General features: G+C 64.9%; 25 protein-coding genes, 4 tRNA genes and 1 pseudogene. 17 read left to right on the top strand and 13 right to left on the bottom strand.

The window, feature by feature from the left end; translation table 11 throughout:
* Nucleotides 1-84: 84 nt before the first annotated feature.
* Nucleotides 85-169: transfer RNA gene (locus tag OLSU_RS08505), tRNA-Leu, on the top strand.
* Between the two features lie 22 nt (nt 170-191).
* Here OLSU_RS08505 and OLSU_RS08500 read toward each other — a convergent pair.
* Complete coding sequence (locus tag OLSU_RS08500) at nt 192-956, bottom strand: GntR family transcriptional regulator (protein WP_013252539.1); 765 nt, start codon at nt 954-956, stop codon at nt 192-194.
* 80 nt (nt 957-1,036) lie between these two features.
* A tRNA-Glu gene (locus OLSU_RS08495) sits at nt 1,037-1,111 on the bottom strand.
* A 102-nt stretch (nt 1,112-1,213) separates the two neighbouring features.
* On the opposite strand from OLSU_RS08495, the gene OLSU_RS08490 reads away from it, so the two are divergent.
* From OLSU_RS08490 to OLSU_RS08470, 5 genes and pseudogenes are all read left to right on the top strand, one after another.
* The gene (locus tag OLSU_RS08490; RefSeq protein WP_013252538.1) at nt 1,214-2,062 is read left to right on the top strand and encodes a GntR family transcriptional regulator; all 849 of its coding nucleotides are present in this window, start codon (nt 1,214-1,216) and stop codon (nt 2,060-2,062) included.
* A gap of 154 nt (nt 2,063-2,216) precedes the next feature.
* Nucleotides 2,217-2,544: pseudogene (locus tag OLSU_RS09855) on the top strand (triose-phosphate isomerase); the annotation flags it as partial.
* Nucleotides 2,545-2,672: 128 nt separating this feature from the next.
* Nucleotides 2,673-2,957, top strand: coding sequence for a PTS sugar transporter subunit IIB (locus tag OLSU_RS08480; RefSeq protein WP_013252537.1), 285 nt, complete (start codon nt 2,673-2,675; stop codon nt 2,955-2,957).
* Nucleotides 2,958-3,026: 69 nt separating this feature from the next.
* Nucleotides 3,027-4,445 carry a PTS galactitol transporter subunit IIC gene (locus OLSU_RS08475; RefSeq protein ID WP_013252536.1) on the top strand — a complete coding sequence of 473 codons (1,419 nt, stop codon included), beginning with the start codon at nt 3,027-3,029 and terminating at the stop codon, nt 4,443-4,445.
* A 133-nt stretch (nt 4,446-4,578) separates the two neighbouring features.
* The gene (locus OLSU_RS08470; protein ID WP_236697223.1) at nt 4,579-5,085 is read left to right on the top strand and encodes a hypothetical protein; all 507 of its coding nucleotides are present in this window, start codon (nt 4,579-4,581) and stop codon (nt 5,083-5,085) included.
* 17 nt (nt 5,086-5,102) lie between these two features.
* On the opposite strand, the gene OLSU_RS08465 is transcribed toward OLSU_RS08470, so the two are convergent.
* From OLSU_RS08465 to OLSU_RS09200, 4 genes are read right to left on the bottom strand one after another with little or no spacing between them, the layout of a single operon-like run.
* Nucleotides 5,103-5,975 carry a WG repeat-containing protein gene (locus OLSU_RS08465; protein ID WP_013252534.1) on the bottom strand — a complete coding sequence of 291 codons (873 nt, stop codon included), beginning with the start codon at nt 5,973-5,975 and terminating at the stop codon, nt 5,103-5,105.
* A 14-nt stretch (nt 5,976-5,989) separates the two neighbouring features.
* Complete coding sequence (locus OLSU_RS08460; RefSeq protein ID WP_013252533.1) at nt 5,990-7,840, bottom strand: hypothetical protein; 1,851 nt, start codon at nt 7,838-7,840, stop codon at nt 5,990-5,992.
* A 13-nt stretch (nt 7,841-7,853) separates the two neighbouring features.
* The gene (locus tag OLSU_RS09205; RefSeq protein ID WP_013252532.1) at nt 7,854-8,111 is read right to left on the bottom strand and encodes a hypothetical protein; all 258 of its coding nucleotides are present in this window, start codon (nt 8,109-8,111) and stop codon (nt 7,854-7,856) included.
* Nucleotides 8,101-8,520, bottom strand: a complete 420-nt coding sequence (locus OLSU_RS09200) for a hypothetical protein (protein WP_013252531.1) — start codon at nt 8,518-8,520, stop codon at nt 8,101-8,103. Before OLSU_RS09200 ends, OLSU_RS09205 begins: the two co-directional genes overlap by 11 nt.
* 513 nt (nt 8,521-9,033) lie before the next feature.
* On the opposite strand from OLSU_RS09200, the gene OLSU_RS08450 reads away from it, so the two are divergent.
* Nucleotides 9,034-9,483: a PTS sugar transporter subunit IIA gene (locus OLSU_RS08450; protein WP_013252530.1), complete on the top strand. Its 450-nt coding sequence runs from the start codon at nt 9,034-9,036 to the stop codon at nt 9,481-9,483.
* Nucleotides 9,484-10,042: 559 nt separating this feature from the next.
* Here the strand turns inward: OLSU_RS08450 and OLSU_RS08445 are convergent.
* Together OLSU_RS08445 and OLSU_RS08440 are read right to left on the bottom strand one after the other, a co-directional pair.
* Entirely contained in the window at nt 10,043-11,014 is a 972-nt protein-coding gene (locus OLSU_RS08445) for a hypothetical protein (RefSeq protein ID WP_013252529.1), read from the bottom strand.
* Nucleotides 11,011-12,069 carry a hypothetical protein gene (locus tag OLSU_RS08440; RefSeq protein WP_013252528.1) on the bottom strand — a complete coding sequence of 353 codons (1,059 nt, stop codon included), beginning with the start codon at nt 12,067-12,069 and terminating at the stop codon, nt 11,011-11,013. Before OLSU_RS08440 ends, OLSU_RS08445 begins: the two co-directional genes overlap by 4 nt.
* A 422-nt stretch (nt 12,070-12,491) precedes the next feature.
* Here OLSU_RS08440 and OLSU_RS08435 point away from each other — a divergent pair, with 422 nt between their 5' ends.
* On the top strand, nt 12,492-13,706 hold the full coding sequence (locus OLSU_RS08435) for an iron-containing alcohol dehydrogenase (protein WP_013252527.1): 1,215 nt from the start codon (nt 12,492-12,494) through the stop codon (nt 13,704-13,706).
* 158 nt (nt 13,707-13,864) lie between these two features.
* On the opposite strand, the gene OLSU_RS08430 is transcribed toward OLSU_RS08435, so the two are convergent.
* Nucleotides 13,865-15,463: a Mur ligase family protein gene (locus OLSU_RS08430; protein WP_013252526.1), complete on the bottom strand. Its 1,599-nt coding sequence runs from the start codon at nt 15,461-15,463 to the stop codon at nt 13,865-13,867.
* 69 nt (nt 15,464-15,532) lie between these two features.
* Here OLSU_RS08430 and OLSU_RS08425 point away from each other — a divergent pair.
* From OLSU_RS08425 to nagB, 4 genes are all read left to right on the top strand, one after another.
* Nucleotides 15,533-15,608, top strand: a tRNA-Val gene (locus tag OLSU_RS08425).
* 55 nt (nt 15,609-15,663) lie between these two features.
* The gene (gene rph / locus OLSU_RS08420; protein ID WP_013252525.1) at nt 15,664-16,467 is read left to right on the top strand and encodes a ribonuclease PH; all 804 of its coding nucleotides are present in this window, start codon (nt 15,664-15,666) and stop codon (nt 16,465-16,467) included.
* A 156-nt stretch (nt 16,468-16,623) separates the two neighbouring features.
* Nucleotides 16,624-17,259 (top strand): RdgB/HAM1 family non-canonical purine NTP pyrophosphatase, encoded by a 636-nt coding sequence (gene rdgB, locus OLSU_RS08415; RefSeq protein WP_013252524.1) that lies wholly within the window; start codon nt 16,624-16,626, stop codon nt 17,257-17,259.
* Between the two features lie 105 nt (nt 17,260-17,364).
* Complete coding sequence (gene nagB / locus OLSU_RS08410) at nt 17,365-18,099, top strand: glucosamine-6-phosphate deaminase (protein WP_013252523.1); 735 nt, start codon at nt 17,365-17,367, stop codon at nt 18,097-18,099.
* A 700-nt stretch (nt 18,100-18,799) separates the two neighbouring features.
* On the opposite strand, the gene OLSU_RS08400 is transcribed toward nagB, so the two are convergent.
* On the bottom strand, nt 18,800-19,897 hold the full coding sequence (locus OLSU_RS08400) for a M24 family metallopeptidase (protein WP_013252522.1): 1,098 nt from the start codon (nt 19,895-19,897) through the stop codon (nt 18,800-18,802).
* Between the two features lie 118 nt (nt 19,898-20,015).
* Here OLSU_RS08400 and OLSU_RS08395 point away from each other — a divergent pair, with 118 nt between their 5' ends.
* The 3 genes from OLSU_RS08395 to OLSU_RS08385 all read left to right on the top strand — a co-directional run bounded on the left by OLSU_RS08395 (nt 20,016) and on the right by OLSU_RS08385 (nt 21,384).
* Nucleotides 20,016-20,315: a Veg family protein gene (locus OLSU_RS08395; protein ID WP_013252521.1), complete on the top strand. Its 300-nt coding sequence runs from the start codon at nt 20,016-20,018 to the stop codon at nt 20,313-20,315.
* A gap of 18 nt (nt 20,316-20,333) precedes the next feature.
* On the top strand, nt 20,334-21,290 hold the full coding sequence (locus tag OLSU_RS08390) for a 4-(cytidine 5'-diphospho)-2-C-methyl-D-erythritol kinase (protein WP_013252520.1): 957 nt from the start codon (nt 20,334-20,336) through the stop codon (nt 21,288-21,290).
* A gap of 17 nt (nt 21,291-21,307) precedes the next feature.
* Nucleotides 21,308-21,384: transfer RNA gene (locus tag OLSU_RS08385), tRNA-Pro, on the top strand.
* A gap of 122 nt (nt 21,385-21,506) precedes the next feature.
* Here the strand turns inward: OLSU_RS08385 and OLSU_RS08380 are convergent.
* The 3 genes from OLSU_RS08380 to OLSU_RS09720 form a co-directional block, all read right to left on the bottom strand.
* Nucleotides 21,507-21,839 (bottom strand): hypothetical protein, encoded by a 333-nt coding sequence (locus OLSU_RS08380; RefSeq protein WP_013252519.1) that lies wholly within the window; start codon nt 21,837-21,839, stop codon nt 21,507-21,509.
* Nucleotides 21,840-21,963: 124 nt separating this feature from the next.
* Nucleotides 21,964-22,314, bottom strand: coding sequence for an ATP-binding protein (locus OLSU_RS08375; protein ID WP_275453148.1), 351 nt, complete (start codon nt 22,312-22,314; stop codon nt 21,964-21,966).
* Nucleotides 22,315-22,747: 433 nt separating this feature from the next.
* Complete coding sequence (locus OLSU_RS09720; RefSeq protein ID WP_056991285.1) at nt 22,748-23,215, bottom strand: helix-turn-helix domain-containing protein; 468 nt, start codon at nt 23,213-23,215, stop codon at nt 22,748-22,750.
* 353 nt (nt 23,216-23,568) lie between these two features.
* On the opposite strand from OLSU_RS09720, the gene OLSU_RS08365 reads away from it, so the two are divergent.
* Nucleotides 23,569-23,784, top strand: a complete 216-nt coding sequence (locus OLSU_RS08365; protein WP_013252518.1) for a hypothetical protein — start codon at nt 23,569-23,571, stop codon at nt 23,782-23,784.
* Nucleotides 23,785-23,794: 10 nt separating this feature from the next.
* Nucleotides 23,795-26,536, top strand: a complete 2,742-nt coding sequence (locus tag OLSU_RS08360; RefSeq protein WP_013252517.1) for a type I restriction endonuclease subunit R — start codon at nt 23,795-23,797, stop codon at nt 26,534-26,536.

Raw genomic sequence — 26,536 nt, 5'->3', positions numbered from 1 at the left:
TGTATGGGGGCCATGTGGTACCGTGGTGTGACGCTGTGGTGGCCTTTGGGCGCTCCGAGGTGCTACAGCGCCCTTGCCTGCGCTGGGGGCGTGGCGGAATTGGCATACGCAGGGGACTTAAAATCCCTCGCCGCAAGGCTTGTGGGTTCGAACCCCACCGCCCCTACCAGCGTCCCCCGGCCGCCGGGGCCTCAAGCCTCGAGGGACATGTCGAGGTAGAACTGGTCGGAGCGGTAGAGCGAGGTCATGTACTCGCGGGCGATGTCGTCGTGGTCGAAGGACGTCCTGTCGACCGAGAGGATCGCACTCCCCTCGGCGATCCCCAGAAGCCCCGCGCAGCGTGCGTCGGCCGCCCGCGCGCTGACGCGCTGGCGGGCATGGGTCCATCTGACGTGCAGGATGTTGGCGTAGTACGCGCGGAGCGACTCGCCCGAGAAGTCATGGTCCAGGGCGTTGGGCGCGAAGTCGCGCGTGAGGTAGATGGTCTCCAGATAGTAGGGGACGCCAGCCGAGCAGCGGATGCGCTCGAGGCGGTAGAGCTCGCGCCCCTCCTCGACGCCCAGCTCGCGGGCTGCCGTGCCCTCGGCACCCACGATCTGGGCGGACACGACCCTCTTGACGGGCACGACCCGATCGGGGTGGGTGCGCTTGATGCACGAACCCACGCTCTTGAGCGCGGTTGCCGGCTTGCTCGAGACGACCTGCGAGCCCCGGCCGCGCCTGCGCACGATGAGCCCGTTGTTCACCAGGATCTCCATGGACCTGCGCACGGTCGCACGACTCACAGAGTAGCGCTCCATGAGCTCGGTCTCTGACGGGATCTGCTCTCCGACGGGGTACGTGCCGTTGACGATGTCCTCGAAGAGGATGCTGTACAGCTGATAGTACAGCTGCTCGTGCAGGCTGGCGTCGAGCGACCTTGCCTTGGCGTCCCTGTCGTCACCTGTCTGGGCCATGTGCGCCCTCTCATGCTACGAAGGATGACGGTGGCAGCGAAGGGGCCGTGGGCGAGAAGCCCACGGCCCGACGCATGCGTTGGTGCCCCCAACGAGACTCGAACTCGTGTCGTCGCCTTGAAAGGGCGATGTCCTGACCGCTAGACGATGGGGACGCAACTCCCAAGTATAGCAAAAGGTCCCATCCGGCCCTGAGAATCGGGTGTATGTTTGTGGGGCCAAACCCGTTCCCCACACAATCGATCTGGGAGCCTGACATGCCAAACCCCCGCCTGGACATCCTTGGGAGACCGTCGGACGTACAGCCACACAAGCGGCAGGACCGCATGCGCGAGGGGCAACGTCGGTCAAACAGCGACGACCTTGTGGGCGCGGAGCTGCCGCAGGATGTCGCAGGACCGCTCTACGAGGCCCTTGCAGACTTCATCCGCGGAAAGGTCTACGCGCACCAGTGGTCCACCAACTCTCGCATCCCCTCGGAGCACGAGCTCATGGATGCCTTCGGACTCAGTCGAGGTACGGTGCGGCGTGCCATCAAGGTGCTGGTGGATGAGGGCCTCGTCATACAGGAGCACGGCAGGGGCACGTTCGTCTCGGAGGGGGGGCTGTCCCACCCCTCGGGGGTGAGGCCCCTCTCGTTTGCCGCGTCCCTGCGTGAGCAGGGGAAGGACTTCAAGACCTACGTCCTGTGCAACCAGGTCATGCCTGCGCCGTTGGACATCACGAACTGCCTGCAGCTGCCCCAGGGCACGCCACTTCTGTTCCTGAGGCGCGTGCGCACCGTCGAGGGGGCACCGGTGCTCTGCCAGGAGTCGTGGATGAACATAGTCGCTTGTCCCGGCCTGGACGAGGCCGACTACACGCGCGAGTCCGCGTTCGACGCGGTCGAACGCTGCTCCGGCCTCAGGATCGTGCGCAGCACCATGAGCTACTCGGCACGCATCGCGGGTTCGGAGCACGGCGCCTACCTGCGCTGTGACAAGAACGCCCCCGTCATGACCGTGAACCAGCTCATTCGCGTCGAGGACGGCACCCCCATCGAGCGCAGCGTGACCTGGTTGCCTGCCGGTCAGGCGATTGTGGGGGATGCCGTCCAGTCCCGTTAGCGGACCCGCCCGTCGCAGAAGTCGCCCGTCGCCTCAAGTCCGTCCATGGCTGTTGTCGGCGAGACTTGTCCCTTAAAATCTATATAAGTTGTCCCCGTGCTTGCTATGCTCACCCATGACGAGTTCTTCACAGACGTCACGAAAAGAGGAGAGCATGGAGAAAGCCAGGCTCCGCAGCCCGTTCTTCGTCGTCAACCCCAAGTCCTATCTCTATGGCGAGGACGTCCGCAGGCTGGCCAGGAAGGCCGACGGGCTCTGTGAGCGGTATGACTTCGAGTGTCTGTTCACCGCACAGCTCATCGACTTGCCCTGGGTCGTCGAGAACTGCCCGCACCTCATCCCCTGCGCACAATCCATGGAGAGCCTGAGGCCTGGCCGCGGCTGGCGTCAGGGCCACCTTCCTGAACCACGCCGAGAATCCCCTGGGCGTTCACGAACTTGCGGCGACCATCGCCCGTGCCGACGAGGTCGGCATCCTCACCCGCAGGCGCGCCCGCAAGGTTCGCGTCATCGTGATGGGGGAGTAGCCCTCCCGCAGGTCGTGTACACTCTGTGATGCCCCCTGGCAAGAGCGCAGAGGGGTCTTGGGTCTCCGTCGAAAGGAAGAGTCATGAAGGACATCATCATCGCCTGCGGTTCTGGCGTCGCTACCTCTACGGCCGTCGTCGCCAAGATCTCCGACCTCCTCGACTCCAACGGCTTTGCCGGCGAGTACCGCATCCAGCAGTGCTCCATCGCAGAGGCCGTCGGCAAGTCCAAGGGTGCGGATCTCATGATCGCCACCACCGCCAAGCCCGACGGCATCGAGTGCCCCTTCATCTCGGGTATCCCCTTCCTGACCGGTATCGGCAAGGCCGCCATCGAGCAGCAGATCGTCGATTTCATGAGGCAGTAGGGGACGCCTCATGGGGCGCGCCCCGGCGTCCCGCATACGTATCGCCTGCGTGTAGTGAGGAGTACATCAATGGACGTTATCGTTGGCTTCTTCAACGGGCTGTCCAGCCTGGGCGTCTCCGTGGTCATGCCCGTCGTGCTGACCATCATCGGGGTCTGCTTTGGCGCGGGCCTTGGCAAGAGCCTCAAGGCCGGCCTCACCGTCGGCATCGGCTTCATTGGCCTGAATCTGGTCATCAACCAGCTCATGGGCACCGACCTTGCCTCCGCCGTCTCGGCTATGGTCGAGCGCTTCGGTCTGGCGCTGTCCGTGATGGACGTGGGATGGCCCGCAGCCTCGGCCATCGCCATGGGCTCCGTCGTCGGGACGATCATCATCCCGTTGGGGCTTTTGGTGAACGTGCTCATGCTGCTCACCAACACCACGCAGACCGCCGACGTCGACATCTGGAACTACTGGCACTTCGCCTTCACGGGCGCCCTCGTCGCCGTCGTGACCAACAACGTGGGCCTGGGCATCGCCGCCGCCATCGTCAACGAGGTCATCGTTCTCGTCATCGGGGACCTCACCGCCCCGCTCGTCGAGGAGTCCCTCGGCCTTCCCGGCGTCTCGATCCCCCACGGCTTCGCGGGTGCCTACGCGCCCATCGCCTTCGCCGTCGACTGGGTCCTCGACCGCGTCCCTGTCATCAAGGACATCAACATAGACGTGCGCGGGCTCCAGAAGCAGTTTGGCGTTTTTGGCGACCCCGTCATGCTGGGGTCCATCATCGGCCTGATCATCGGAGTCCTCGCAGGCTACGGCTTTCTGCCCACCACCAACGCCGATGGCACCACCACCCAGTCCTTCCTCTACATCGCGGTCGCGATGGGTGCCGTCATGGTCCTCATCCCCCGCATGGCCGCCCTGCTGATGGAGGGCCTGCTTCCCATCTCCGACGCCGCCTCCGCGTTCATCCAGAAGCATTTCGCCTCGCGCGGCAAGATCTACATCGGCCTCGACTCCGCCGTCGGCACCGGTCACCCCGTGACCCTGACGCTGGCCCTGATTCTGGTTCCCGTCGCCGTCTTCCTGGCCTTCGTCCTGCCGGGCAACAAGGTCGTCCCCTTGGCCGACCTTGCCTGCATCCCCTACATGTTCGTCCTGATCACCCCGATCGTGCATGAGAACGGCTTCCGTGGCCTGATCGTCGGCATCATCGTGCTGGCCGTCGGCTTCTACATCGCCACCGACCTCTCGCCGCTCATCACCACCGCTGCGGCCAACGTCAACTTCGACATGGGCGGCGCTGCGGCCATCTCGTCGATCTGCGACGGTGCCAACCCCCTGAGCTGGCTCATCGTTCGTGTTGGCACGCTGGGGACCTTCGCGGGCCTGATCGTCCTGGGCGCGGCGGTCATCGCTCTGGCCGTATGGAACCGGGCGCGCATCTTGAGGGAGGCCTCCGAGCTTCACGAGTCTGCGGCCAAGGCCAGGAGCAACGCCTAGGCTGGGATCAAGGCTGGGATCGGGCGGCGCCTCTCGCGCGCTCGACCCATAAGGCGCCACGCTGGGTCCTGCGGATTCGTCCGCGGGACCTTCCGCGTTGCATTCTGCATTGCGTCTGGCCGGTTGGAGAGAGATGGAAGAGAAGACCTACACATACGCACGAGGACGTTTCATGTGGGAGGTCGTGGGCCAGGGCGTCATCTGTATTGCGATTGCCGTGGTCTGTGCCGCCTTCGCCGTCCGTGGCGTCGTGCCCGGTCTGATGGCGGTCCTGGTCGTCGTCGCGACCTACGGTGCCTTCAAGACCTTCGTGTCAAAGGCGTATCCGCGTACCATCACCATCTCAGAGGAGTGCATATCCTTCGAGTCCCTGGGGCGCACCGACAGCTATCGCCTCAAGGACGTCCATGACATCAGGGTGCGCGAGTATCCCTCTGAGCTGCGCATGTACGTACGCATGGACAATGATGGCTTCCTACGTGGAAGATACTGGGTCCACGCCCAGTGGTTCAGTGACGGCGAGGAGCTCTTCTCGCGCGTCTGCGAGCTTGAGGACAGGCTCAACCCCAACACCCTCAAGGCACGCGCACGCCGGGGGGCTAGCTCTCAGGGCGCATCGGGAAGGGGTAAGAAGCCCTAGCCAAAGCCGGGTCGAGGTCAGGGCATCCTCGCGAGCGCGTGTCCGTTGTCGCCCATGCGCGTCGCGTCGGAGAAGGCCGGCTGTACCACCCAGCCGACGTCCCAGCCGACGTAGCCCCAGAGTCCCGTCTCGGGGTCCTTCGCCGCAAGCGGGTCGGCGTCGAAGGCGACGACCAGGTCGGCGTAGGCGGGCCCGACGACCCAAGCGCCGCCCGCGTCGACGACGCCGCAGAGCCCCGAGCCCTGCGGCCGGGCGAGGAGGTAGTCGGAGTGGCGGTCGGTCTGCAGGTAGGAGAAGGCAGGCTCGCACAGCCAGTCCCCGCCGGCCGCCGCGATGCCGTACAACCCTGTCCCGTCGTCCTTCCTGGCCCACGGGCGCACGGCGGTTGCGCCCTCGACGACCTTGCCCTCCTCGTCCAGCCAGACGATGTCGAGGCTCGACTCGTCCTGTACCTGCGTCGTGCCGTTGTCGTAGAACGACCAGGCGTCCGCGTATCGGGGCTCTATGGCCCAGGATCCCGTCTCGTCGACGAAGCCCCATCTGCCGGTCTCTGCGTCCTGTGCCGCCGCCAGTCCGTTGGGTGCGAACTTGCGGGCTCTGAGGAACGCCGGCTCGACGGCCCAGGATCCCGTCTCGTCGACGAAGCCCCACAGGCCAGTCTCCTCATCCTCCACGGCTGCGAGCCCGTTGGCCGCGAAGCCGTACCCGTCGGCGTCGGAGAAGCGGGCCGTGCCGACGGGCTCGCCCTGGCTTCCTATGACGAACCACTCCCCACTATGGTCCTCCGGTGAGCCCGCATCGCAGCCGCAGAGGAGGGCGGCGACGAGCATGACAGTAATCGCTGCGAGAGCAAATATCGCTTGGCGTGCGGCATCCCCTAGTTTCCTCACAATCCGCCTCCCCGTCACTTAGCACTCGAATCACCCCAGACAAAGGAATCTGGGTTATTTGCAATCTCATAGTTGTTCGGAGGTTCCATACCAATCCAAGTTTCTGAGGAAGTCATCGAGTATCTACCCTCGGGCTTCGATCGCGCCCAGTCGAGGTAGCTGTCATAGGTGGTACCACCATTGGTGTTGTCGTAGCGATATTGGCTGTATGCATTGGTGAATTTCTGGCGATCCCCGTCGTTGGCAAACCCGGGGGCCACGACGTATGCGCCGTCCCCGCTTGCGTCCGAGACGAGCGTGCCGTACTCGTAGAAGCTGTAATGGGCTTCCGTGTCCGCCCGGTCGAGCTCGAAGACGGTGTCTATCGAATGGTTGGCGGCACTTTGCTCTCTGTAGCTTTCGACGGTGCTGGTGACCAGGCTCCTCGCGGTGCCGAGGACGGGAACGCCGTCGAGGACCTTGCCAGTGACCGCGTCGCCGGCGGCACCCCAGAAGCCCTCCCCGGCGGCTTGGTACTCGTTCTTGTAGTTCCTGCCCGCGACGATGTCGCGCATCTCGGAGAACGCGGCGTTGACGTCTGTCGTCGCGGTCATTGCGACGAAGCCGCCGTGGGAGTAGAGACTGCCCCCTCCGTCGGCCGAGACGTCCACTTGCCCTCCGTATGTGACCTCCGTGTAGGTGTATGTGTGCTCCTCGCCCTTGCCGTCTTGGACGGTCTCGGATCTGTTGTAGCTCACGCTCAGGTTGGGGCCCAGCTCCTTGAGGGCGGCTGCCGCAGTGGTGTACGAGTCGAAGCCCTTGGTGCGCGTGTAGGTTCTCCCGCTGGCAAGGAGGCCCGCCGCGGTGCTCGCGAGGAGCCTCTCTGTGTCGCCCAGCGGGGAGTTGGCCTGAAAGGCGGCTGATGTCGTTGCGACGGCATAGGCGGAGAGGAACCCCGCGAGGCCGTCCCGCATGGAGTATCGGACCATATAGATCTCGTTGGGGCTCTGGTAGTTCGAATAGCCGATATGGCGCATCCCCTCGCATGACCAATAGCCGTCGTTGAGGAACCGCTCGAGCAGCGTGGAGTCGCCTCCGACGGCTTGGCTGCCCGCCCTCCGGTAGAGCTGCGCGACGGCGGTCGCCTCCCCGTCGGTCCACAGCTCGACGGGCCTGTCGAAGATCCCCTCGAGCGTCCCGTCATCGAGCTCGCCGTTGCTGTACAGGTCCTCGAGGGACTTGACGTTGCTCCCAAGCATGTCCTTGAGCTCGCCGATCCAGCTCGCGTCCGCCGCGCTGGGCCAACCGACGCCGCTCTTGCTGAACTCGGATCCTGATAGGGAGGCCGTGCCCCTGGCCAGCGTGGCGAGCATGTCGGAGCAGGAGCCGGCGCCCTCGTAGATCCCGTTGGTGGTGCCCAGGTAGTCCGCGATCCTGTCGAGCATGTCTTGGGCGGCGATGCGAGCTCGGTCGCACCAGTAGCGCATGAGCGAGAGCCCGGCGCTGAAGCCAGGGTCGTTGCCGTAGGGCGTGCATTCCAGCTCTGCGATCCTGTCGAGCATGTTCTGGGCTTCGTCCCTCTTCCGTACGTACTCGTCCTCGTTGACCTCGGCGACGGCTCCAAAGTTGGACGAGAGCGCGCCCCTGACCGTGTCGTCTGCCGACCTGACCCTCTCGAGGGCCTCTGTGATGCCCGCGTAGAGCACGCTGTAGTTGCTGAGCCGACTGCGTGCTGCGTCCCACGCCTCGGCCGTGAGGTAGGTGTCGTTGCAAAACTCGCTCACCGCTTGTCGACGCTCCGAGCACTCTTCGCCGGCCCTGTCCATCATGGCCGACTTCCTGTCGAGCATCGAGATGAGTTCGGCTGGTCTGATGATCGCCCCCATGCGCCCCTCCTTCTCAGCGGGACATGAGCTCGTCCCAGGCGGCAAAGTCGCCAGCGACGCCGCTGATTGCCGCTGCGTCCAGGTTCACCTCGGTTGCCGCGCCTGCCATGAGCGAGCGTATGGCGTCTGCCATGCTCTTGGCACCCGCGGCGGCGCTCGTGTTGTCGCCGTCGACGCCTCCGACCTCTTCGGCCTCGAAGTCGGTGGTGATGCTGTCCGTATACGACCTGGCGAGGTCCTCGTTCGAGAGCCTCTCGCCGTCACCTGTCATAGCGGCCACCTCCCCATCCTGGGTTGCCTCCCCATCCTGCATCGGGCGCACCAGGGGTGCCGCCCGCCTCCCGCTCGTCGCGCGCCCAGCGGGCAAACTCGCCGTCGAGCGACTCCATGTGGTCCTCGATGGAACGCCTCTCGGCATCGAGCTCCTGCAGCCGCTCGTCACAGCCGTAGGCTATGTCGAGCATGGACCGGTTCACGCCATCCTGCAGCTCAGCCACATTGGCGTCCATGTCGGGGATCCCGCGCGTCAGGTAGGCGAACTCGTCTGACCACGCGCGCATGTCGCGGCCGATCATCTCCAGGATCTCGTTTCCCTGCTCGGCACGCTCGCGGCTCTCTCGATTCCCCCAGAGGCGGTCTTCGAGTGCGAGGCGCATCCGTCTGTAATCGTCGACGTTCATCGGGCTTCCCCCTCCCCGGACGCGGCGCCTCCCATGTCTCGGACGCGTTGTTGCCCATGTCCACGCCGTCCTGCGGGTAGGCTCGCTCGGAGCTGGGGCAAGGCCTGTGCGGCGTAGTTCGCCTGCGTGGCCCTCGATGGAGCGGGGCGGCGACGAAGGGACGGCGGCCCGTGGATCTGCCGGACAGGTATGACAAGCCCCGCCCCTCGAGGAAGGCGTGTCCAAGAGACGGAAGGCAGTGCCGACCTTGCCATTCATCATACTAAGAATTGCCACCCCAGTTATTTAAAGCTAGGTTAAAGCTATACTCCCCTAGGCAAGCGCCTCGCGGGGGTTGGCAGCTTGCACATGCGGGCTCCAGTGGTCCGCGCATGTGGAGTCTTGGCGGCTCACATGCGCGGAATCTGACTACTTATAGAGTCTGACTACTTATACATACTAGTATGTACAAGCTCTAGAGCGGAAGGAACGCTGGAGCGTCGCGTGCGGCGCTCTGCGCGAAGGGAGACGTGCATGCTGCTTAAGGAAGAGCTCGTTCGGGTTGGTCTCGATGCGCACGATGGCGAGGAAGCTCTCAGGAAAGTGGCCCAGGGCTTCGTCGACGCCGGATATGCCAAGGACAGCTACCCCCAGGCCATTGTCGATCGGGAGGCGGTCTTTCCCACGGCGCTGCCCGCCGTTGCCTTTGACATCGCCATCCCGCATTGCGATCCGGCTCACATCAACGAGCCCGCCGTCTCGATCGTGACGCTCAGAGAGCCCGTCGAGCTCAAGATGATGGGCGACCCCGACACCACGCTGCGTCCCCGCGTGCTCTTCATGCTGGCGCTCGAGGCCCATGGTCAGGTCGAGATGCTCCGGCGCCTCATGGAGGTCATCCAGGACCAGCGGCTCCTCGAGGCGATTGGCGCCTGTGCGAACGCCCACGAGCTCTATGTCCTCATGGCGGAGAAGATTGGCTGATCTAAGCGGGGGCTGCGTGCTCACATGACGTCAGGGTCGGAGCCGGCGTGACGCCAGAGGGTGACGGGCTCTGGAGTGATGGGGGCATGTTGATGCTTCCGAGACCCCTGTGGACGGCACACGAGTTATTGTGAGTCTCGGCGGACAGCAGACTCACAGAGCTTTCTCTGTCGTCCGTTTTTTCACCGTCACTGGATGGCAGGGGAGCTAGTGTGAGCGGAAGGTCTGGGGCGACTCACGCTACTTCGCCTGTCGTCCGAGAGGCCTTCCAAAATGGATGTGTGGTAAGGTATTGTGAAAATAGTTTCATTATTTTTCACAAAAGTTCTCCTGCCGTCCACGCGATCATGAGAAGCGGACGACACACGAGTTATTGTGAATTGCCCATTCGTGCAAAGCGTCCATGATAAGACACCACGGGAACCTCCCGCACGAACCCCTCCGCGCGAGGCGTCCACACGAATTGTTTGTCGGGTACGATGTCCGCCTGGTCATCCGGTTGTACGCCAAACCCAGTTCCGACTGCCTTCCGACTGTCTGGCGGAACGTCGACCTTCGGCTACCAGTCGAGCCCCGACCGACGTGCGAACGACATCGCGGACTCCAGCATGCCAGGCTGCTCCTGCACCCAGATGGGGAGGTCGGGCACATCGACGATGATGGGATCGGCCTCATGCACGGCCAGGGTGGCCTCCTCGAAGCCGTAGGGTTCGGCGAGGGGGCGGTCGGGCAGGTAGGTGTCGATGAGAATGGGGCGCAGCAGCGCGTAGACGCCGCCCTCGCAGAGGCTGTCGAATCCACGCAGCGCGCGCCGTGCGGCTCCCATGCGTCCCAGCTTGTAAGGGAGGATTACGCGACTGAGCTGCATCCAGGCGTCGCCTCGCCGACCGAAGCGCTCGTCGAGTTCGTCGAGCGCGTCCTCGTCCTCAAGGCGTGCGTAGGCCAGGGCACAGCCGTGCCGTGCCCCCAGGACGTCGCTCGGCACTGCGTCCATCAGCCGCCAGGCGACCTGTGCGGACATGCGGTAGCGGGCCGAGTCGAGGCAGGCGCGCGAGAGAGTGGCCGCCAAGCGCAGGTACGGGTGGGCGAAGACGTCCTCCCAGGCGTCTTGAGGGTCTCCGCCACGAGACGCGGGCCTCCTCTCGGCGAAGCGGCGCTCGATGTCCATGAGTGCGCCAACGAGCGCATCGGAGCCGGCATCCGTGGCGATGGCGTCCATCAGCAGGGCATCGACGCAACCCGGGTCATGTGAGAGTGCCTCGGCACAGTCGCTCCTCATACGGGCCATGCGTCTGCCGCGCGCTGCTGCAAACGCGTCATCATCCAGCAGATCGTCGCCCTCGCGGTCATTCTCGTAGCGGTCGAGGGCCGACGCGACCAGCGAGAACGCCTCCTCCTCGCCATCGTCCACGAAGCCTTGGGGATCCTTGCGCACGGCCTCCACGAGCTCGGCGTAGGCGGCGTCGCTCAGGCCCAGCCTTGCACGACGCTTGGTGGCAAGGCGCAAGACCAGCTCCTCGTGGGCGTTCACGGGCGCTGCCCGTCTTCGCGCTGCCTGCCCTCGCGCGTGCCGCCTCGGGGCATGGGCATCTCGCGCGCTCCCATGCGCCGCGCCTCCGTGGCGAGCCAGCAGCCCAGCGAGCCGCGCCCGTCTCGGTCGCGTCCCTCTTGCAGAAGGACGGTGCCCTCCGAGAGGGCCAAGATGAGCTCGTCTTCGCTGAAGGGCGGGACGGCGAGACGGGCGAACACGCCGTCGGGCAGCTCCTTCTGGGCGAGGAGGGCGTCGGCGGCGTAGGGGTAGGTCTGTGCCAGGCGCCTGAGTCGCATGCGGGCACCCATGAGGTCGTGCTGGCGGTGGGCGAGCGTGATGCGTGCGAGCTGCATCCAGGCGTCATCCCCGTCCCGTCGCACCCCCCTGGACGCCTCGTGTCGGGCGAGCGCGTCCAGGCCAGCCTCGTCCTCGAGCTTGGCGTAGGCGATGGCGGCGGTGAAGCGGGCGTCGGACGTGTCCTGCGGGTCCAGCTCGAGCGAGGACTCGACCAGGCGGACGGCCTCGCGGTTATGGCCGCAGATGACGGCCTTCGCGGCCTGGGTCGCAAGCCAGCGCAGGTAGGGGCGCATGGCGATGTCTGCCTCGAGCGCGGCGCGCTCGTCGTCGAACCCTGCGGCCGCCTTCCTGCGGGCCTCCTCGCAGTGGGCGCGCACCTCGTCCGCCCCCTCGCGCAGGAAGTCGTAGTAGCCCTCGAAGGAGCCGATGGCGGCCGCCTCGCGCATGCGGATGGCGTCATGGCAGTCGGGATCGAGCTCCAGCGCCTCGTCCAGGAGCCGATGGCCGCGCTCGATGATCTGCCCCGCCCGCTCGTCGCTCGCGAAGGGGAGTTCGTAGTCTATCGACGTCGCGGCGACGGCAACCAGGTGGAAGGCACGGTCCGCATCCGTCTGTGGGAGCGAGTCGCGGTTCTGGGCGAAGCGTCGCCCGAACGTCGCGAACGCCCGAGTCACGCCCTGTGCGTCGCTGCCGTCGAGCGAACGGGCGAAGCGCAGGCCCAGGCGCTGGTAGTCCTCGCGGTTGGCGTCATATGCCATGCGTCGTGCCCCCTCCCCCTGGGCAGTGCGCTGCGAGCGTGGCGCAGCGGATGTGTGCTGCGGCGTCCGCGCGCGTCCTGTGCCGGCGTCCGTGGATGCCCTACGTCGCACAATCGTACCCGACTGCGGACGGTCGTGGCCTCGGGACCACCTGGTCGTGGGATGGCGGACGGCGTTCCGAGGCCGGCCTTGTCGATGGACCCAAACGTACACAAGAGCGTGTTCATTTGGAAAAGTAAAGAATTGAACTGTGCGCAATATGCCAGATAATGGATGGAGGCCAGGGGCGCGGCAGGGAGCCGACGTATGCCGCACCGGGGGAATCCAGGCCAGTTTCACTGCGGTACTTCGGTAGTGTCAGGTGGCACCAGGTCGCCTGTATGGCTTGACCGCGCAAGGCTCGCGGTCCAGAGGAGGATAGTATGGGACGTTTTACCAATCCGCGTGACCTCTACTTTGGAGAGGGTGCCCGCCACGAGGTAAAGAACCTGGGCGGGAAGAGGGCCATCATCGTCACGGGTGGCGGCAGCATGCGTCGTGGTGGCTTCCTGCAGGACGTTCAGGCCGACCTCGAGTCCGCCGGCATGGAGGTCAAGCTGTTCGAGGGCGTCGAGAGCGACCCCTCCGTCGAGACCGTCATGAGGGGTGCCCAGGCCATGAGCGAGTTCCAGCCCGACTGGATCGTCGCCATCGGCGGCGGCTCGCCCATTGATGCGGCCAAGGCCATGTGGATCAAGTACGAGTACCCCGAGACCACCTTCGAGGACATGTGCAAGGTCTTCGGTCTGCCCGAGCTGCGCACCAAGGCGCACTTCTGCGCGATCTCATCGACCTCTGGCACCGCGACGGAGGTCACGGCGTTCTCGATCATCACCGACTACTCGAAGGGCATCAAGTACCCCATCGCCGACTTCGAGATCACGCCGGATGTCGCCATCGTCGACCCCGAGCTCACCTACACCATGCCTGCCAAGCTCTGCGCCCATACCGGCATGGATGCCCTCACGCACTCCATCGAGGCCTATGTCTCCACTGCGGCCTCCATGTACACTGATGCCATGGCGCTCCACGCCATGAGGGAGATCGTCGAGTGGCTGCCCAAGTCCTACAAGGGCGATAAGGACGCACGCCAGCACATGCATGACGCCCAGTGCCTTGCGGGCATCGCCTTCTCCTCGGGCCTGCTGGGCATCGTGCACTCCATGGCCCACAAGACGGGGGCCGCGTTCTCGGGCGGCCACATCATCCATGGCTGCGCCAACGCCATGTATCTGGGTAAGGTCATCCAGTTCAACGCCAAGGACGCGCGCGCCAAGGAGCGCTACGCCTACCTGGCAAAGGAGGTCTTCCACCTGGATGGTGCGACCGACGACGAGCTCGTTGCGTCTCTCGTCCAGATGATCCGTGGTCTCAACGACGTGCTCGACATTCCGCAGGGCATCAAGAACTACGGCGAGGGCGGCGTGAAGAGCGAGGCCTCCTGCATCGACTACGAGGAGTTCGAGGCGAAGAGGCACGACGTCGCCGCAAACGCCATCCTCGACGCCTGCACGGGATCCAACCCGCGCCAGCCGACGCAGGAGGAGATGGAGCACCTCCTCGAGTGCGTCTACAACGACGTGGACGTGGACTTCTAGTCTCGCACGGCCATTTCAGGCCCGCTCGCGCGCAGATGGGCACTTTGTTCGGGGGGGGCCGAGACAGCGCGTCTCGGCCCCCCTGTGAGCTGACGCCATCGCCTGGCAGTGGTCTTTCGGGTGGAGGCGTCGCCTCGTCCCGGGCGCTCGCGAGCCGCCTACCCCAGACGCTCCCCCACCGCGCGCTCGAAGAGGGTGCCGTCGGTCTCGCAGGGGACGAAGGAGTTCCCCACGTGCTGAAGCGTCTCGTCGCCCTTTGCCAGCAGGCATACGAGGGCGCCCTGAGGGTAGCCAAAGGCCAGTTCGACGGCACGCCTGATGGCTGCCGGGCGGTCGACGATGACCTCGAAGTCCTGTCCTGCGGGCGTTGCTGCGGCCAGCTGGGAGCAAATCTCCTCCACGGGGTCGCCCGCGGGGTCCTCCTCGGTGTAGATGAGGTAGTCGGCCCACTTGGACGCCTCCTGTGGCAGCTCCCGGCGGCGTTCGTAGGCCTTTCCGCCGGGGGCGCCTAGGACCGCGATGATGGCCCGTCCGGCAAACTCCTGCGCCATGGACGAGAAGAAGCGCTGGTATGACAGCTTGTTGTGCGCGTAGTCAACGATTCCCGTGACCTTTGGGTCGGCGGTGGGCAGAAGCTCCATGCGGCCGGGAACCCGCACGCGCGCAAGCCCGGCCACGACCCGTTCGCGTCCGATGCCGCAGGCCTCGCAGATGGCGATGGCGGCAAGCGCGTTGTCGGCGTTGAACAGGCCGGGCATCGACACCGTGACGGGCTCGGACCAGCTGGGGGTGCGCACCATCATCTGGATGCGCCCCTCGCGGGAGCTGATGCCCTCGGCCCAGACGTCCGCGCCTCCCGCCCCCGCAGGGGCGCCGCCCGCGCCCTGTCCCGTTGCCGAGAAGGTCACTGTGCGCCCGCAGCGCGCCGCACGCTCGAGGATGACGTCGGCCTTGTCGGAGTCCAGGTTCACGACGGCGACGCATGCCTGGTCGAAGATGCGCAGCTTGCTCTCGAAGTAGTCCTCGAAGCTGGGGTGCTCCACGGGTGAGATGTGGTCGCAACCGATGTTGAGGAAGCAGGCCACGTCCAGGCCCAGCCCCACCACCCGATCGTACTTGAGGGCCTGGCTGGAGACCTCCATGACCATGTGGCTCAGTCCTGACGTGGCGGCGTTGTGGAGGTGGCGCCAGAGGTCTGGCGCCTCGGGCGTGGTGTTCACGCTCTCCTCCCGCTCGATGCCGTCGAAGGTCTCTATGGAGCCAAGGATGCCGGTGTGCGGCGCGCCACGTGTGCCGTCTGCGTCGCTATCCAGAATCGAGCGCAGCATGTAGGCTACCGTGGACTTGCCTTTGGTCCCCGTGATGCCCAGCACGCCGAGGTTGCGATCGGGATGGCCCCAGGCCTCGGCCGAGACGAGCGCCATCGCGCGGCGCAGGTCATGGGACACCAGTCGTGGTACCTGTGGGCAGTGGGCCGCCAGCTCGCCCGCCCGCGCCTCGTCGCAGAGGTAGCCCACACAACCCGCCGCGAGCGCCTGTGCGAGGTAGCTGGCCCTGAAGGCGTTGCCCTTGCAGACGAAGAGGTGGCCGGGGGCTGCGTGGCGTGAGTCGCAGTCCACACCGCAGACGTCGGCGGAGACGCCCCCCTCGGCGCCGCCGGACCCATTGGCGCCGGCCTCGTCGAAGACGTTGGCGCTATCTGCAAGCAGACCCTCGCGTGCGAGGAGCCGTGTGATGGATGTGAGTGTCGTGTTCATGGGACCAGTATAGGCGCTGCGGTCGCCCTGCGGGGGGCTGGGGGCGCTATGGTACACTCTGCCTGCAACGGGCGATTGGCGCAGCGGCTAGCGCAGGTGCCTTACACGCACAAGGTCGGCGGTTCGAACCCGTCATCGCCCACCAGAGGGACCGTCCGGGCTCCGCAGGCAGCGGGGCCCGGCTTCGTATGGGAGGCAAGATGTCTGCGTCCGAAGCGCCTACACCCGCAAGCCCTGCACCAGGGGGCACCATCCCAGCGCCCGCGACCGTCCAGGTCCCCTCCCTCACCCGTTCGTACGGCCGTGCCGCCGACCAGATGCGCCCCGCCAAGCTCACGCGCGACATCATGAAGAATGCCGACGGCTCGTGCCTGGCGGAGTTCGGCGACACGCGTGTCATCTGCACGGCCACGGTGGAGGAGGGCGTGCCTGCCTGGCGCAAGGGCTCGCGCGCGGGCTGGGTCAGCGCCGAGTATGCCATGCTGCCCGCGTCCACCAGCACGCGCAGCCGCCGCGAGTACAAGGGCCGCAAGGGTCGCTCGATGGAGATCGAGCGCCTGATCGGCCGCAGCCTGCGTGCCGTGGTCGACCTGCATCGCCTGGGCGAGCTCACGGTCATTTGCGACTGCGACGTGATCCAGGCCGACGGGGGCACGCGCACGGCATCCATCACGGGTGCGTGGGTGGCCCTGCACGACGCGCTCATGGCTTCCGTCGATGCCGGGCGCCTCGCACGTCTGCCGCTGACCGGCCAGGTTGCTGCCATCTCCATGGGCATGGTGGATGGAAGCCTGCTGCTTGACCTCGACTATCCCGAGGACTCCCACGCTCAGGTTGACATGAACCTCGTTGGCACGGACGCTGGTGGCATCGTCGAGGTCCAGGGCACCGGCGAGCGCTCGACCATCGACCGCGCCCAGCTGAACGCCCTGCTCGACCTGGGTCAGGTGGGCATCGGGCGTCTCGTGGCGCTTCAGAACCAGGTCACCGGATTTCAGGAATGACGCAGTCCGCGGCATCCAGCGGCACCCGGCGGTATCTGGCGGCACCCCGGCACCCGACTCGCCGGCGCCCAGCGCTCCGGCATCCGACTCGCCGGCGCCCAGCGCTCCGGCATCCAGCGCCCCAGTCCGCAGCTACAGCATTCGGAGGAGAAGAACATGACAACCATCGACATCGGCTCCCTCGACCCCGCGAGGACCGTCGTCGTCGCGACGGGCAACCCCCACAAGGTCATCGAGATAGAGGCCATCCTCTCGACCGTGATGCGGGACGTGCGCTTCGTAGCCCTCGGTGAGCTGGGAGACTTCCCCGATCCCGTGGAGGACGGCGAGACCTTCTCCGACAACGCCCACATCAAGGCCGTCGCCGCCCTGGACGAGACGGGCCTGTCCATGGCGGTTGCCGACGATTCCGGCCTCTGCGTGGACGCCCTCGACGGAGCGCCCGGGATCCTCTCGGCCCGCTACGCGGGGACCCATGGCGACGATGCCGCAAACAACGCCAAGCTGCTCCGCGAGCTCGCCGACGTGCCCGAAGGCAGGCGAGGGGCTCACTTCCACTCGAGCGTGGTGCTGGTCGAGCGCGACGGGGACGGCGAGGGCGCGACCGCAGGCAATGGCGACTGCAACGGTCGCATCGCCTTCCAGGCACGTGGGGACGGTGGCTTTGGCTATGACCCGCTGTTCCTTCCCGACGATGCGCCGGGACGGACGATGGCGGAGCTCTCGCCGGCCGAGAAGAACGCCATCTCCCATCGCTTCCATGCCCTCCAAGACCTGGCGCGCCTCCTCTAGCTCCCGCCGTCCTACGCCGCTGGCCCCCGTGCTCGACGTGTCGGGCCTCACGCCATATAATGTGGGCACCCGCTCGGATCATGCTAGGACGTTATGGGGGATGTAATGAGAATTGTCCGCACTACAGACTATAAGGACATGAGTCGCAAGGCAGCAAACGTTATATCAGCTCAAGTCATCATGAAGCCAGACTGTGTCCTGGGTCTTGCCACGGGCACCACCCCGCTTGGCGCATACCAGCAGCTGGCGGAGTGGTACCGCAAGGGCGACGTGGACTTCAGCCGCGTCTCCACCTACAACCTGGACGAATATCGTGGCCTCAGGCACTCTGACCCTCAGAGCTACCACTACTTCATGCACGAGAACCTCTTTGCCCACATCAACATCGACGAGGCCAACACACACGTGCCGGACGGCGCCAACCCCGACGCCGACGTCGCCTGTCGGGAATACGACCGCATGGTCGCCGAGGCCGGTTACCCGGACCTGCAGCTGCTGGGCGTAGGGCATAACGGGCACATAGGCTTCAACGAGCCCGATGACTTCTTCTCCAAGGGGACGCACTGCGTCGACCTCACCGAGAGCACCATCAAGGCCAACGCGCGCCTGTTCGAGCGCGAGGGGGACGTCCCGCGTCAGGCGTACACCATGGGCGTCCAGACCATCATGTACGCCCGCATGATCTTGGTTATCGCCAACGGCGAGGCCAAGGCCGATGCGGTCCAGCGGATGTGCTACGGCCCGGTGGACCCCGGCTGCCCCGCTTCAATTCTGCAGCTGCATACCAACTGCGTGGTCATTGCCGACGAGGCCGCGCTCTCCAAGTGCCCCCAGCTGTGATGCCGTGGAAGCGCGCGGGTGTGCGAGCGGGGGCAGGTCTTCTAGACCCACTGCCCCCGTCCTTCCGCGCTTCCTTCGCGTCGGGCACCGCACCAGGCACCGCGCTGGGTACCACGCCAGGCACCGCGCCAGGCACCGCGCCAGGCACCGCGCTGGGTATTTCGAGGTGAACATTGGCGCCGTCGGAACCGCCGGGAGCGGGCGCCGAGACTACCAGAAGTGAGTGCTTCTCCGGAGAAGTGAGTACCGGCGTCTCGGAAGTGAGTACTTTTTTCCTGAGGTGAGTGCCGGCACCCACCTCCGACGAAATACGACAACGCGTGTACCTGCGGATACTTGGGAGGATGCGCACTTTCCAGATGATTCGTCCCCGTCGGGTGCCGAAAAAAGCACTCACTTCTCCGGAGAAGTACTCACTTCCGGCGACCGGAGGCCACTAGTGACCGGAGCCTGCCAGAGACCGGAGGCCACGTCGGCAACCGGAGGCTGCGCCCGCGACCGGCGTGCGCCAGCAACCGAAATCCACGTCGCAAACCCACTCGCACCTCGTATCCTGCGACCGCTCTCGCCCGCATCGTGCGGTTCGCATCGTGTGGCCTGTGCTGTGCTGTGCGGTCCGTGCCGTGTGGCCTGTGCTGTGCGGTCCGTGCCGTGTAGCCTGTGCCGTGTGGCCTGTGCCGATCGCTGTGCGAGGCGTGCGCTAGACCGAGAGGACCGTGGGCCCCTTGGGATAGGAGTTCAGCACCTCACAACCGTCTTCACCCACGATGACCAGGTCCTCTATGCGAACGCCCATCTCTCCTGGCAGATAGATGCCCGGCTCTATGGAGAAGCACTGGCCCGGGCGGACCGCCTCGTCGTGCGTTGAGCTGACGTCCCCAGGCTCGTGGTCCGTGAGGCCGATCTGGTGCCCCAGGCGGTGCGTGAAATAGGGGCCGAAGCCAGCCTCCTCGATAACGCGTCGAGCCGTCAGGTCTATCTGGGCAAAGGTGACGCCGGGCCTGACGATGGCCTCGGCCGCTTCGTTGGCGCGACGCACCGCCTCGTACACCTCGAGCTGGCGGGCGGTGGGCTCGGCCGAGAAGAACGTGCGCGTCATGTCCGAGCAGTAGGCCCGACGCTTGCAACCGACGTCGAAGAGGACCATGTCACCCTTGTGGAAGACGGTGCCGTCTGGCTCATGGTGCGGGTCGGCGGCGTTGGGACCAAAGCTGACGATCGGCGTGAAGGCGTGGCCCTCCGCCCCCAGGCGGCGATACTCCCCCAGAAGGCCTGCGGCTATCTCCCGCTCCGTCACGCCTTCGCGCACCTGTGCGACCAGCCAGCCCATGGCCTCGTCGTTCACGCGACTTGCCGCCCGCATGAACTCCTGCTCCTCGCCGTCCTTCACGGAGCGTGCGGCGTCTACGGCGGTGGATGCCAGGGCAAAGCTTGTGGCGACGCCGGCGTCCATCAGCGGAAGCAGCCAGCGGGCAGAGAGCTCCTTGTCGATGCCGAGGGGCATGTCCCTCTCGGCTACGTCCGAGACCAGCGCGATGGGGTCCTCGGTGTCATCGAAGGCCACGATCTGGTCGGCGAAGCCCGATGCGTCCGGGAAGAGGCGGTTGCAGAACAGCGTCGTGCGGAAGCCCGCTGCGGCGGAGCTGTCCTGTGCCAGGTAGAGTGCGAGGAAGCGCTCGTAGGGCTCGGTGTAGTAGCCCGTCAGGTACCAGATGGACAACGGGTCCGTGATCAGGGCCTGCGACAGGCCGTCTGCGGAGAGGTTCTCGAGCACCCGCTGTATGCGTGTCGTATTCATGCGCCGCTCCTTCGTCGGTGTTTAGTGAACGCAAGTTATGTGCCATACAATCAAAGGCCGCATGGTATCAGAGGTCGCGGGGCCTCATGCGCCCGGCGGCCACTGCTTGGAGGTTTTGATGGAAGCAGAAGTCCCACCCGTCAACAGAGTAGACCAGATCCGCGAGGAACTTGCCACCCTGCAGGGAAAGCGCATCAGGGTGCGCGCCAACATGGGTCGCTCCCGCATCGTGGAGCGCACCGGCACCCTTGTGGGGGCCCATCCCTCGCTGTTCGTCGTGGAGGTCGAGGAGAGACGTGGCCGTACGGCACGTCAGTCCTACCAGTATGTAGACGTCCTGACCAGCACCGTCGAGCTCTACGACCCCGACACGGGCGAGCGCGTGCTTGACTTCGGCGCCCTCGTCGAGGACGCGTAGGCCCCGCGCCGTCCTGCCATGGCTCGATCGGTCACGCTCGCCGCACCGGCAAAGCTCAATCTGCACCTAGGCATCCACCCCGGCCGTGACGACCGGGGTTATCATCGTGCGGACTCCATCATGGTCGCCGTCGCCTTGGCGGATCGCGTGGCCGTCACGGAGTTCGACCGTCGGTCGTCGGAGGATGCTGCGCGCCGCGTCGCTCCGGGCTCCGCACCAGGCGCGGCATCGGGCCCATCGTCTCGCGTCTGTCTCGCGATGAGCGAGGACGTGGGCGTCGCGACGCGGGACAACACCGCCTGGATCGCCGCCATGCGCATGTGTCGGGAGTTCGGTGTGTCCCGTGACTACCAGATCGAGATCGAGAAGAACATACCCCCTCAGTCCGGGCTGGGTGGCTCCTCGTCCGACGCCGCGTCCGTGATACTCGCCCTCTGCAGCCTGTGGGAGGTTGGCGCGAGCGACGAGCGTGTCGTGTCCGTCGCCCGTTCGGTTGGGGCCGACGTGGCGTTCTTCCTGGACCCAAGGCCGTCCTATCTCGTGGGCGCCGGCGACGTGCTCGTGGAGTCGTACCCGGAGCTGGGCGATGTCCCCATCCTTCTCGTGCGCCCGCGTGCGGGCGTCCCGACGGCCGACGCATTTGGGGCCTTTGACGAGCGGCCTGCGAGCCCGCGTGACGCTCGGGCCATGCGCGATGCCCTGAGCCGCGGTGACCTGGAGGCCGTCTGCGATGGGCTCTACAACAACCTCGGGCCCGCCGCGTTGCGGATCGTACCCGAAGACGCGGTGGTCTGTGAATGGCTGGGCAGGCAAGAAGGCGTCCGGGGCCTTTGCGTGACGGGCTCGGGCAGCTGCGTCTTTGCCGTCTGCGACACGCACGAACGCGCTTGTGACCTTGCTGGACATGCGCTGGATACACAGGGTTGGTGGTCGTGCGCGACAATGACGGTTGGCTCGGGCGCCCAATTCTGCTAGAGTGGTTCCTCGCTGAACGGGACGTGGCGCAGTTTGGTAGCGCGCTCGGTTCGGGACCGAGAGGTCGCTGGTTCGAATCCAGTCGTCCCGACCAGAAAACGCAGGTCAGAGGGCTAAGACCTCTGGCCTTTTTCTTATTTTGGCCACAAGAAGGCCACAGGTGGCCACAGGATCTGCTTCCGAACTGCGCGGACGATACCAATTTCGAGAGTCAATTCATGTCCTGCGCACCCCGCGCCTGAAGTAACCGTAGGCCCCCTCGGGCGGGTCGTCGCGGCACTTCACGAGCATCGGCACGAGTATCTCGATGCCGCGCTCGCCCTCGCCGAGGCGGTCGAGCGCCGCCTGCGCCTTGGCCTCGGCCTCGCGTGCCTGCTGGCGCCCTGCCTTGCTCCTGTGGTTCTTGGTGCTTTTGTTCGCTGCCAGGTCCTTGTTCCCCTCTCGGGTTGTGGGCCACGTACGCTCCGTGCGCGCTTGCCACCCTTGGGAGGCAAAGTACCTCCGTCCCGTGGTAGGCGGAGGGCACAGGCGCTCCTCGGCAACCTCCACCAATCGCCCTCCGATTTGCGCGAGGTTCCGTGGGGCCTGTGTTTTGTCAACACGATCTGAGCAGAATGGTCAACAACTTTTGCGCGGTTTGGTCACCCTTCCTGGGTACGCTTTCTGAGCAGGGCTACTGTATGAGCGCGTGCCTCACGCGGCAGGACTCGCCCCTGAACTGCAGGAGCCTGCCGTGGTGGACGACGCGGTCTATCACGGCGGCGGCCATCTGGTCGTCGCCGAAGACGGACCCCCACCTCGAGAGCTCGAGGCTGGTCGTGAAGACGACGGACTGGGTCCCGCAGGCCTGGGAGACCACCTGGAAGAGCGGCCTCGCGCCGTCGGCGTCGAGCGGGAGGAACCCCAGCTCGTCGACGAGCGAGGAGGCGGTGAAGAAGCGCGCGGGGCGCGCCGACTGGCACGCCAGCACGCAGAGCGCCTCGGCCATGTGCGTCTTGCCGGTCCCGACGTCGCCCATGAGCACGAGGTCCTCCCGACCGCCTCGCACGCGGCGGCGAAGCCGGAGCCCTCGGCCGCCCTCGCCATCGCCCTGGGGGCCCTCCTCCTGCCGGCCCTGAGCCTCTCGTTGAGCTCCCCCGGCGAGGCGGCCTCGGGCACGGGGGCGAGGGGGTTGCGGCGCAGGAGCCCCACGTCGTTCTCCACGGACCCCTTCTCGTTGCCGGGGCAGGGGTTGCAGCAGCGGCTCTCGCAGCGGTAGTGCGCGCGGAACTGCGAGAAGAGGACCGACTCCGTGACCCTGCCGGACAGCATCCTGCCGGCCTCGGTGGCGTTGTCGGGCACCAGGACGCGCGGCTCCCGCCCCATCCACTCGAGGACGCGGCGCAGGCCCCAGCGGAGGACCTCCGCCCTCTCGCGCGGCATCGCCACGCAGAAGCGGGCGTTGGGGTGCGGCAGCGTCACGACGAGGAGCTTGAGGGCGCGCGGGACGCCCGCGACCCTCGCCCGGAAGTTCCCGAAGTCGACCTGGGCCGTCCCCGGCCCCCACTCGAGCCCGAGGTAGCCCTCCCTCGGTGCCGGGACGTGCCCCTCCCTCCAGGCCCCACGTACCTCCTGATCGACGAGCACGAGCCCTCGTAGCCCATCTCGGCCATCGCCCTGTCGTAGACCCTCTTGGCCGTGTGGCGCCGCTTGCGAGGGGCGCCCAGGTCGGCCTCCGGCACCGAGTCGATCCACGCGGACAGGCCGTCCGTGGCCGGGCGGGCCCTCCTGCGGGCCAGCGGGGCCTCGGGCGACATGTCCTCCATGTTCGCGTACTTGGCGACGGTGTTCCTGCTGACGCCGAGCTCGCGGGCAATCCGCGACCTCGGCACCCCGTCCCTGTCCATCCGCCTGATATCCTCTTGTTCGTCTAAGGACACGGTCATTTCCCCTTTTTTCCCGGGGTGGCACTCGCCAAGGTCGGCACCTCGGGAGAGCATAGTTCTGGCCGTGTCCCTGACGCCCCGGGGCACGGCCAGTTCCTGACCAAACTGCTCAATTCTTCATGACCACGGTGCTCGGTTCCCGATGACCATTCGCGTCACTTCTTAGTGAACATCAACAGTGGGACCCTTGACCTCGGCTGTGCGTGGCGGCCGGGAGGGGTCCCGGGGACGGGCCCTGCCCGTGGGCGGGGATACTTCCAATCGTTGAATTAATCTCGATGATGTCTGGTCATAAAACCGCTTATATTAGTGTGGTATCGTTTATATAAATCGTATGTCATGCGGAGGTGTATATGCAGGCCAGCGACTTGCGGAAGACGATGCTTCTCGGAAAGAAGAGTGATCGCGTCATCTTTGCTGTAACGCCAGAATTGAAGCATGCTCTCTCCGTGCTCGCAGAGTCCCGGTGCATCAGCGTTTCGGCATTGATAACAAGCCTGGTGGTTGATGAGGTTGAGGCAAATGCCGAGTTATTCGAGTGCCGTGACGGCCTCCAGATAACCTCCTAGGAGTACAAAGATGCATCCAGAGGAAAAAGCACGGATGGAAATTGATGCGAAGCTCGAGCAGGCGGGCTATGTTGTCCAGGACATGTCCGAGCTCAATCCCGCAGCCAAGTTTGGCGTAGCAGTACGTGAGTACCCCACGAATTCAGGTCCGGTCGACTACCTCCTGTTCATTGACAGGGTGCCGGTCGGCGTCATCGAGGCGAAGGCGCACGACAAGGGGCATCAACTTACGACAGTGGCTGAGCAGTCGAAGAGGTACGCGGAGAGCGGTCTGAAGTATTCTAGGGGCTCAGTCCACATACGCTTTGCTTACGAAGCCACCGATGTCCTGACGCACTTCTGTGACTATCAGGATGTCAACTACCGCTCTAGGGAGGTGTACTCCTTCCACAGGCCCGAGCAACTCCAAAGCTGGCTGTCAGACTCGTCAACTCTCAGGAACCGGATGAAGGCCTTTCCGGAACTCAACCCGGCCGGGTTCAGGGACTGCCAAGTGAAGGCGATTCGGGGTCTCGAGCGGTCGTTCTCCGAGGACAAGCCGCGATCGCTCATCCAGATGGCCACCGGTGCGGGAAAGACCTACACCGCCATCACGAACGTCTACCGTCTCCTCAAGTTCGCAAGGGCGAAGAGGATTCTCTTCCTTGTGGATACGAGAAATCTCGGCATACAGGCCGAGGAGGAGTTCAGAAAGTACAAGCCTGGGGATGATGCCCGCTTGTTCCCTGAGCTCTATAATGTCGCCCGTTTGAGTTCGTCGGTCATACCGAAGGATGCCGACGTCTGCATAAGCACCATCCAGCGGATGTACTCCATCCTCAGGGGACGGGATCTCGACGAGCGCGACGAGGAGGAGTCCCCCAACGAGCACGACGTCAGAGGAGGGGTTAGGGAGGTTGAGTACAACTCGGCCTATCCTCCCGAGTTCTTCGACTTCGTGATAGTCGACGAGTGCCATCGCTCCATCTACAACGTCTGGCAGCAGGTGCTCGACTACTTCGATGCCTTCCTCATCGGCCTCACGGCAACCCCCGACAAGCGCACGTTCGCGTTCTTCAACCAGAACGTGGTCAGCGAGTACACCCACGAGGAGGCAGTCATCGACGGCGTCAACGTCGGTGGCGACGTCTTCCTCATTGAGACTGAGGTGGGCACTAAGGGCGGAACCATCCTCAAGCAGTACATCGAGAAGAGAGACAGGCTCTCCCGTCAGCTCAGATGGGAGCAGATGGACGAGGACATAACCTACGACCCCTCGAAGCTTGACAGGGACGTAGTGAACCCGTCGCAGATAAGAATGGTCATACGGACGTTCAAGGAGAAGGTGACCACCGAGATATTCCCCGGGCGAGACGTGGTGCCAAAGACCTTGATCTTCGCCAAGACCGACAGCCATGCCGACGACATCATCCGCATTGTCCGCGAGGAGTTCGGCCAGGGAAACGAGTTCTGCAAAAAGATCACCCACCAAGCGGACGATCCCCAGTCAACCCTCTCCGAGTTCCGCAATGGGTTTAATCCCCGAATCGCCGTGACTGTCGACATGATAGCCACGGGTACGGACGTGAAGCCCCTCGAGTGCCTCCTATTCATGCGTGACGTCAGGTCCAAGAACTACTTCGAGCAGATGCTCGGCCGTGCGCGGCGCGTTCTCCCATACGATGACCTCGTGAAGGTGACCCCTGATGCCAGGTCGAGCAAGGTGAGGTACGTCGTCGTCGACGCCGTCGGGGTCACCAAGACTCTCAAAACAGAGACGCGACCACTGGAGAGAAAGCCCACCGTAAGCCTCAAGGACCTCATGATGAGCGTGGTGATGGGCGCCAGGGACGAGGATACTCTGACATCACTGGCGAACAGGCTCCTGAGGCTCGACAGGGCGATGACCGAGAAGGAGCGCAAGCAAGCCGAGGAGATGACCGGCGGCGTCCCGATCAACGAGATTGCGCGCAAGATGCTGGACGCATTCGACATGGACCTCATCACCGAACCTGCGATGCTGCTCGAGGATGAGATGCCGAGCGAATTCGTCCTCGACGCTGTGCAGGATGCCCTCATCGACGAGGCCATAGGGCCCATTCTCAATCCCGATCTTAGAAACTACCTCGAGAACGTCAGGAAAGCCCACGATCAGATCATCGACAACGTCAACCTGGACACGGTCCTCTTCGTGGGATGGGACGACGACCACGAGGCGCGTGCCGCCGATGCCATCAAGACCTTCAGGGAGTTCCTCGACGACAACAAAGACGAGCTGGAAGCCCTTCAGGTCATCTACTCCCAATCGTATCGACAGAGGCCCCTCACTCTGAAGATGATCAAGGAGGTCTATAGCAGGCTCAAGGAAGCCCCCTACCACCTCTCGAACGAGATGTTGTGGAATGCCTACGAGATTACAAGTCCCGACAAGGTGTCCAGGAAGAGCGTTGTCAATCAGCTCACCGACATCATCTCCCTCGTGCGCTTCGAAATCGGGCAAGAGGACGACCTCATATCCTTCGCGGACCACGTGAGGATGCGTTTCAAGGAGTGGGTCTTCTCCGAGAACGCGGGGCACGGCCACTTCACGGACGAGCAGATGGAGTGGCTGAGAGACCTACGCGATTTCGTTTCCACAAGCGCAGAAGTTACCGTGGACGACCTGGAGCTCTTCCCGTTTGCAGACAGAGGTGGCCTTGGTCGGTATTACGAACTGTTCGGGGATAGATACGAAGTGCTGCTTTACGATTTGAGTCTTGCCCTGGTCGCATAG

The organism is Olsenella uli DSM 7084, from assembly GCF_000143845.1.
In the GTDB taxonomy this organism is placed as follows: Bacteria; Actinomycetota; Coriobacteriia; order Coriobacteriales; family Atopobiaceae; genus Olsenella; species Olsenella uli.
Note: the sequence above shows the minus strand (reverse complement) of the source record. Positions and strands in the feature narration are given on the sequence as shown.

What these genes read in the sequence shown, in the direction of transcription:
- OLSU_RS08470 (WP_236697223.1), top strand. Translation starts at nt 4,579, where the DNA reads ATGGAAGAGAAGACCTACACATACGCACGAGGACGTTTCATGTGGGAG.
- OLSU_RS08450 (WP_013252530.1), top strand. Translation starts at nt 9,034, where the DNA reads ATGCTGCTTAAGGAAGAGCTCGTTCGGGTTGGTCTCGATGCGCACGAT.
- OLSU_RS08440 (WP_013252528.1), bottom strand. Translation starts at nt 12,069, where the DNA reads ATGGCATATGACGCCAACCGCGAGGACTACCAGCGCCTGGGCCTGCGC.
- OLSU_RS08475 (WP_013252536.1), top strand. Translation starts at nt 3,027, where the DNA reads ATGGACGTTATCGTTGGCTTCTTCAACGGGCTGTCCAGCCTGGGCGTC.
- OLSU_RS08435 (WP_013252527.1), top strand. Translation starts at nt 12,492, where the DNA reads ATGGGACGTTTTACCAATCCGCGTGACCTCTACTTTGGAGAGGGTGCC.
- OLSU_RS08395 (WP_013252521.1), top strand. Translation starts at nt 20,016, where the DNA reads ATGGAAGCAGAAGTCCCACCCGTCAACAGAGTAGACCAGATCCGCGAG.
- rph (WP_013252525.1), top strand. Translation starts at nt 15,664, where the DNA reads ATGTCTGCGTCCGAAGCGCCTACACCCGCAAGCCCTGCACCAGGGGGC.
- OLSU_RS08430 (WP_013252526.1), bottom strand. Translation starts at nt 15,463, where the DNA reads ATGAACACGACACTCACATCCATCACACGGCTCCTCGCACGCGAGGGT.
- OLSU_RS08480 (WP_013252537.1), top strand. Translation starts at nt 2,673, where the DNA reads ATGAAGGACATCATCATCGCCTGCGGTTCTGGCGTCGCTACCTCTACG.
- OLSU_RS08460 (WP_013252533.1), bottom strand. Translation starts at nt 7,840, where the DNA reads ATGGGGGCGATCATCAGACCAGCCGAACTCATCTCGATGCTCGACAGG.
- OLSU_RS09720 (WP_056991285.1), bottom strand. Translation starts at nt 23,215, where the DNA reads ATGACCGTGTCCTTAGACGAACAAGAGGATATCAGGCGGATGGACAGG.
- OLSU_RS08390 (WP_013252520.1), top strand. Translation starts at nt 20,334, where the DNA reads ATGGCTCGATCGGTCACGCTCGCCGCACCGGCAAAGCTCAATCTGCAC.
- OLSU_RS09205 (WP_013252532.1), bottom strand. Translation starts at nt 8,111, where the DNA reads ATGACAGGTGACGGCGAGAGGCTCTCGAACGAGGACCTCGCCAGGTCG.
- OLSU_RS08360 (WP_013252517.1), top strand. Translation starts at nt 23,795, where the DNA reads ATGCATCCAGAGGAAAAAGCACGGATGGAAATTGATGCGAAGCTCGAG.
- OLSU_RS08365 (WP_013252518.1), top strand. Translation starts at nt 23,569, where the DNA reads ATGCAGGCCAGCGACTTGCGGAAGACGATGCTTCTCGGAAAGAAGAGT.
- OLSU_RS09200 (WP_013252531.1), bottom strand. Translation starts at nt 8,520, where the DNA reads ATGAACGTCGACGATTACAGACGGATGCGCCTCGCACTCGAAGACCGC.
- OLSU_RS08490 (WP_013252538.1), top strand. Translation starts at nt 1,214, where the DNA reads ATGCCAAACCCCCGCCTGGACATCCTTGGGAGACCGTCGGACGTACAG.
- rdgB (WP_013252524.1), top strand. Translation starts at nt 16,624, where the DNA reads ATGACAACCATCGACATCGGCTCCCTCGACCCCGCGAGGACCGTCGTC.
- nagB (WP_013252523.1), top strand. Translation starts at nt 17,365, where the DNA reads ATGAGAATTGTCCGCACTACAGACTATAAGGACATGAGTCGCAAGGCA.
- OLSU_RS08400 (WP_013252522.1), bottom strand. Translation starts at nt 19,897, where the DNA reads ATGAATACGACACGCATACAGCGGGTGCTCGAGAACCTCTCCGCAGAC.
- OLSU_RS08500 (WP_013252539.1), bottom strand. Translation starts at nt 956, where the DNA reads ATGGCCCAGACAGGTGACGACAGGGACGCCAAGGCAAGGTCGCTCGAC.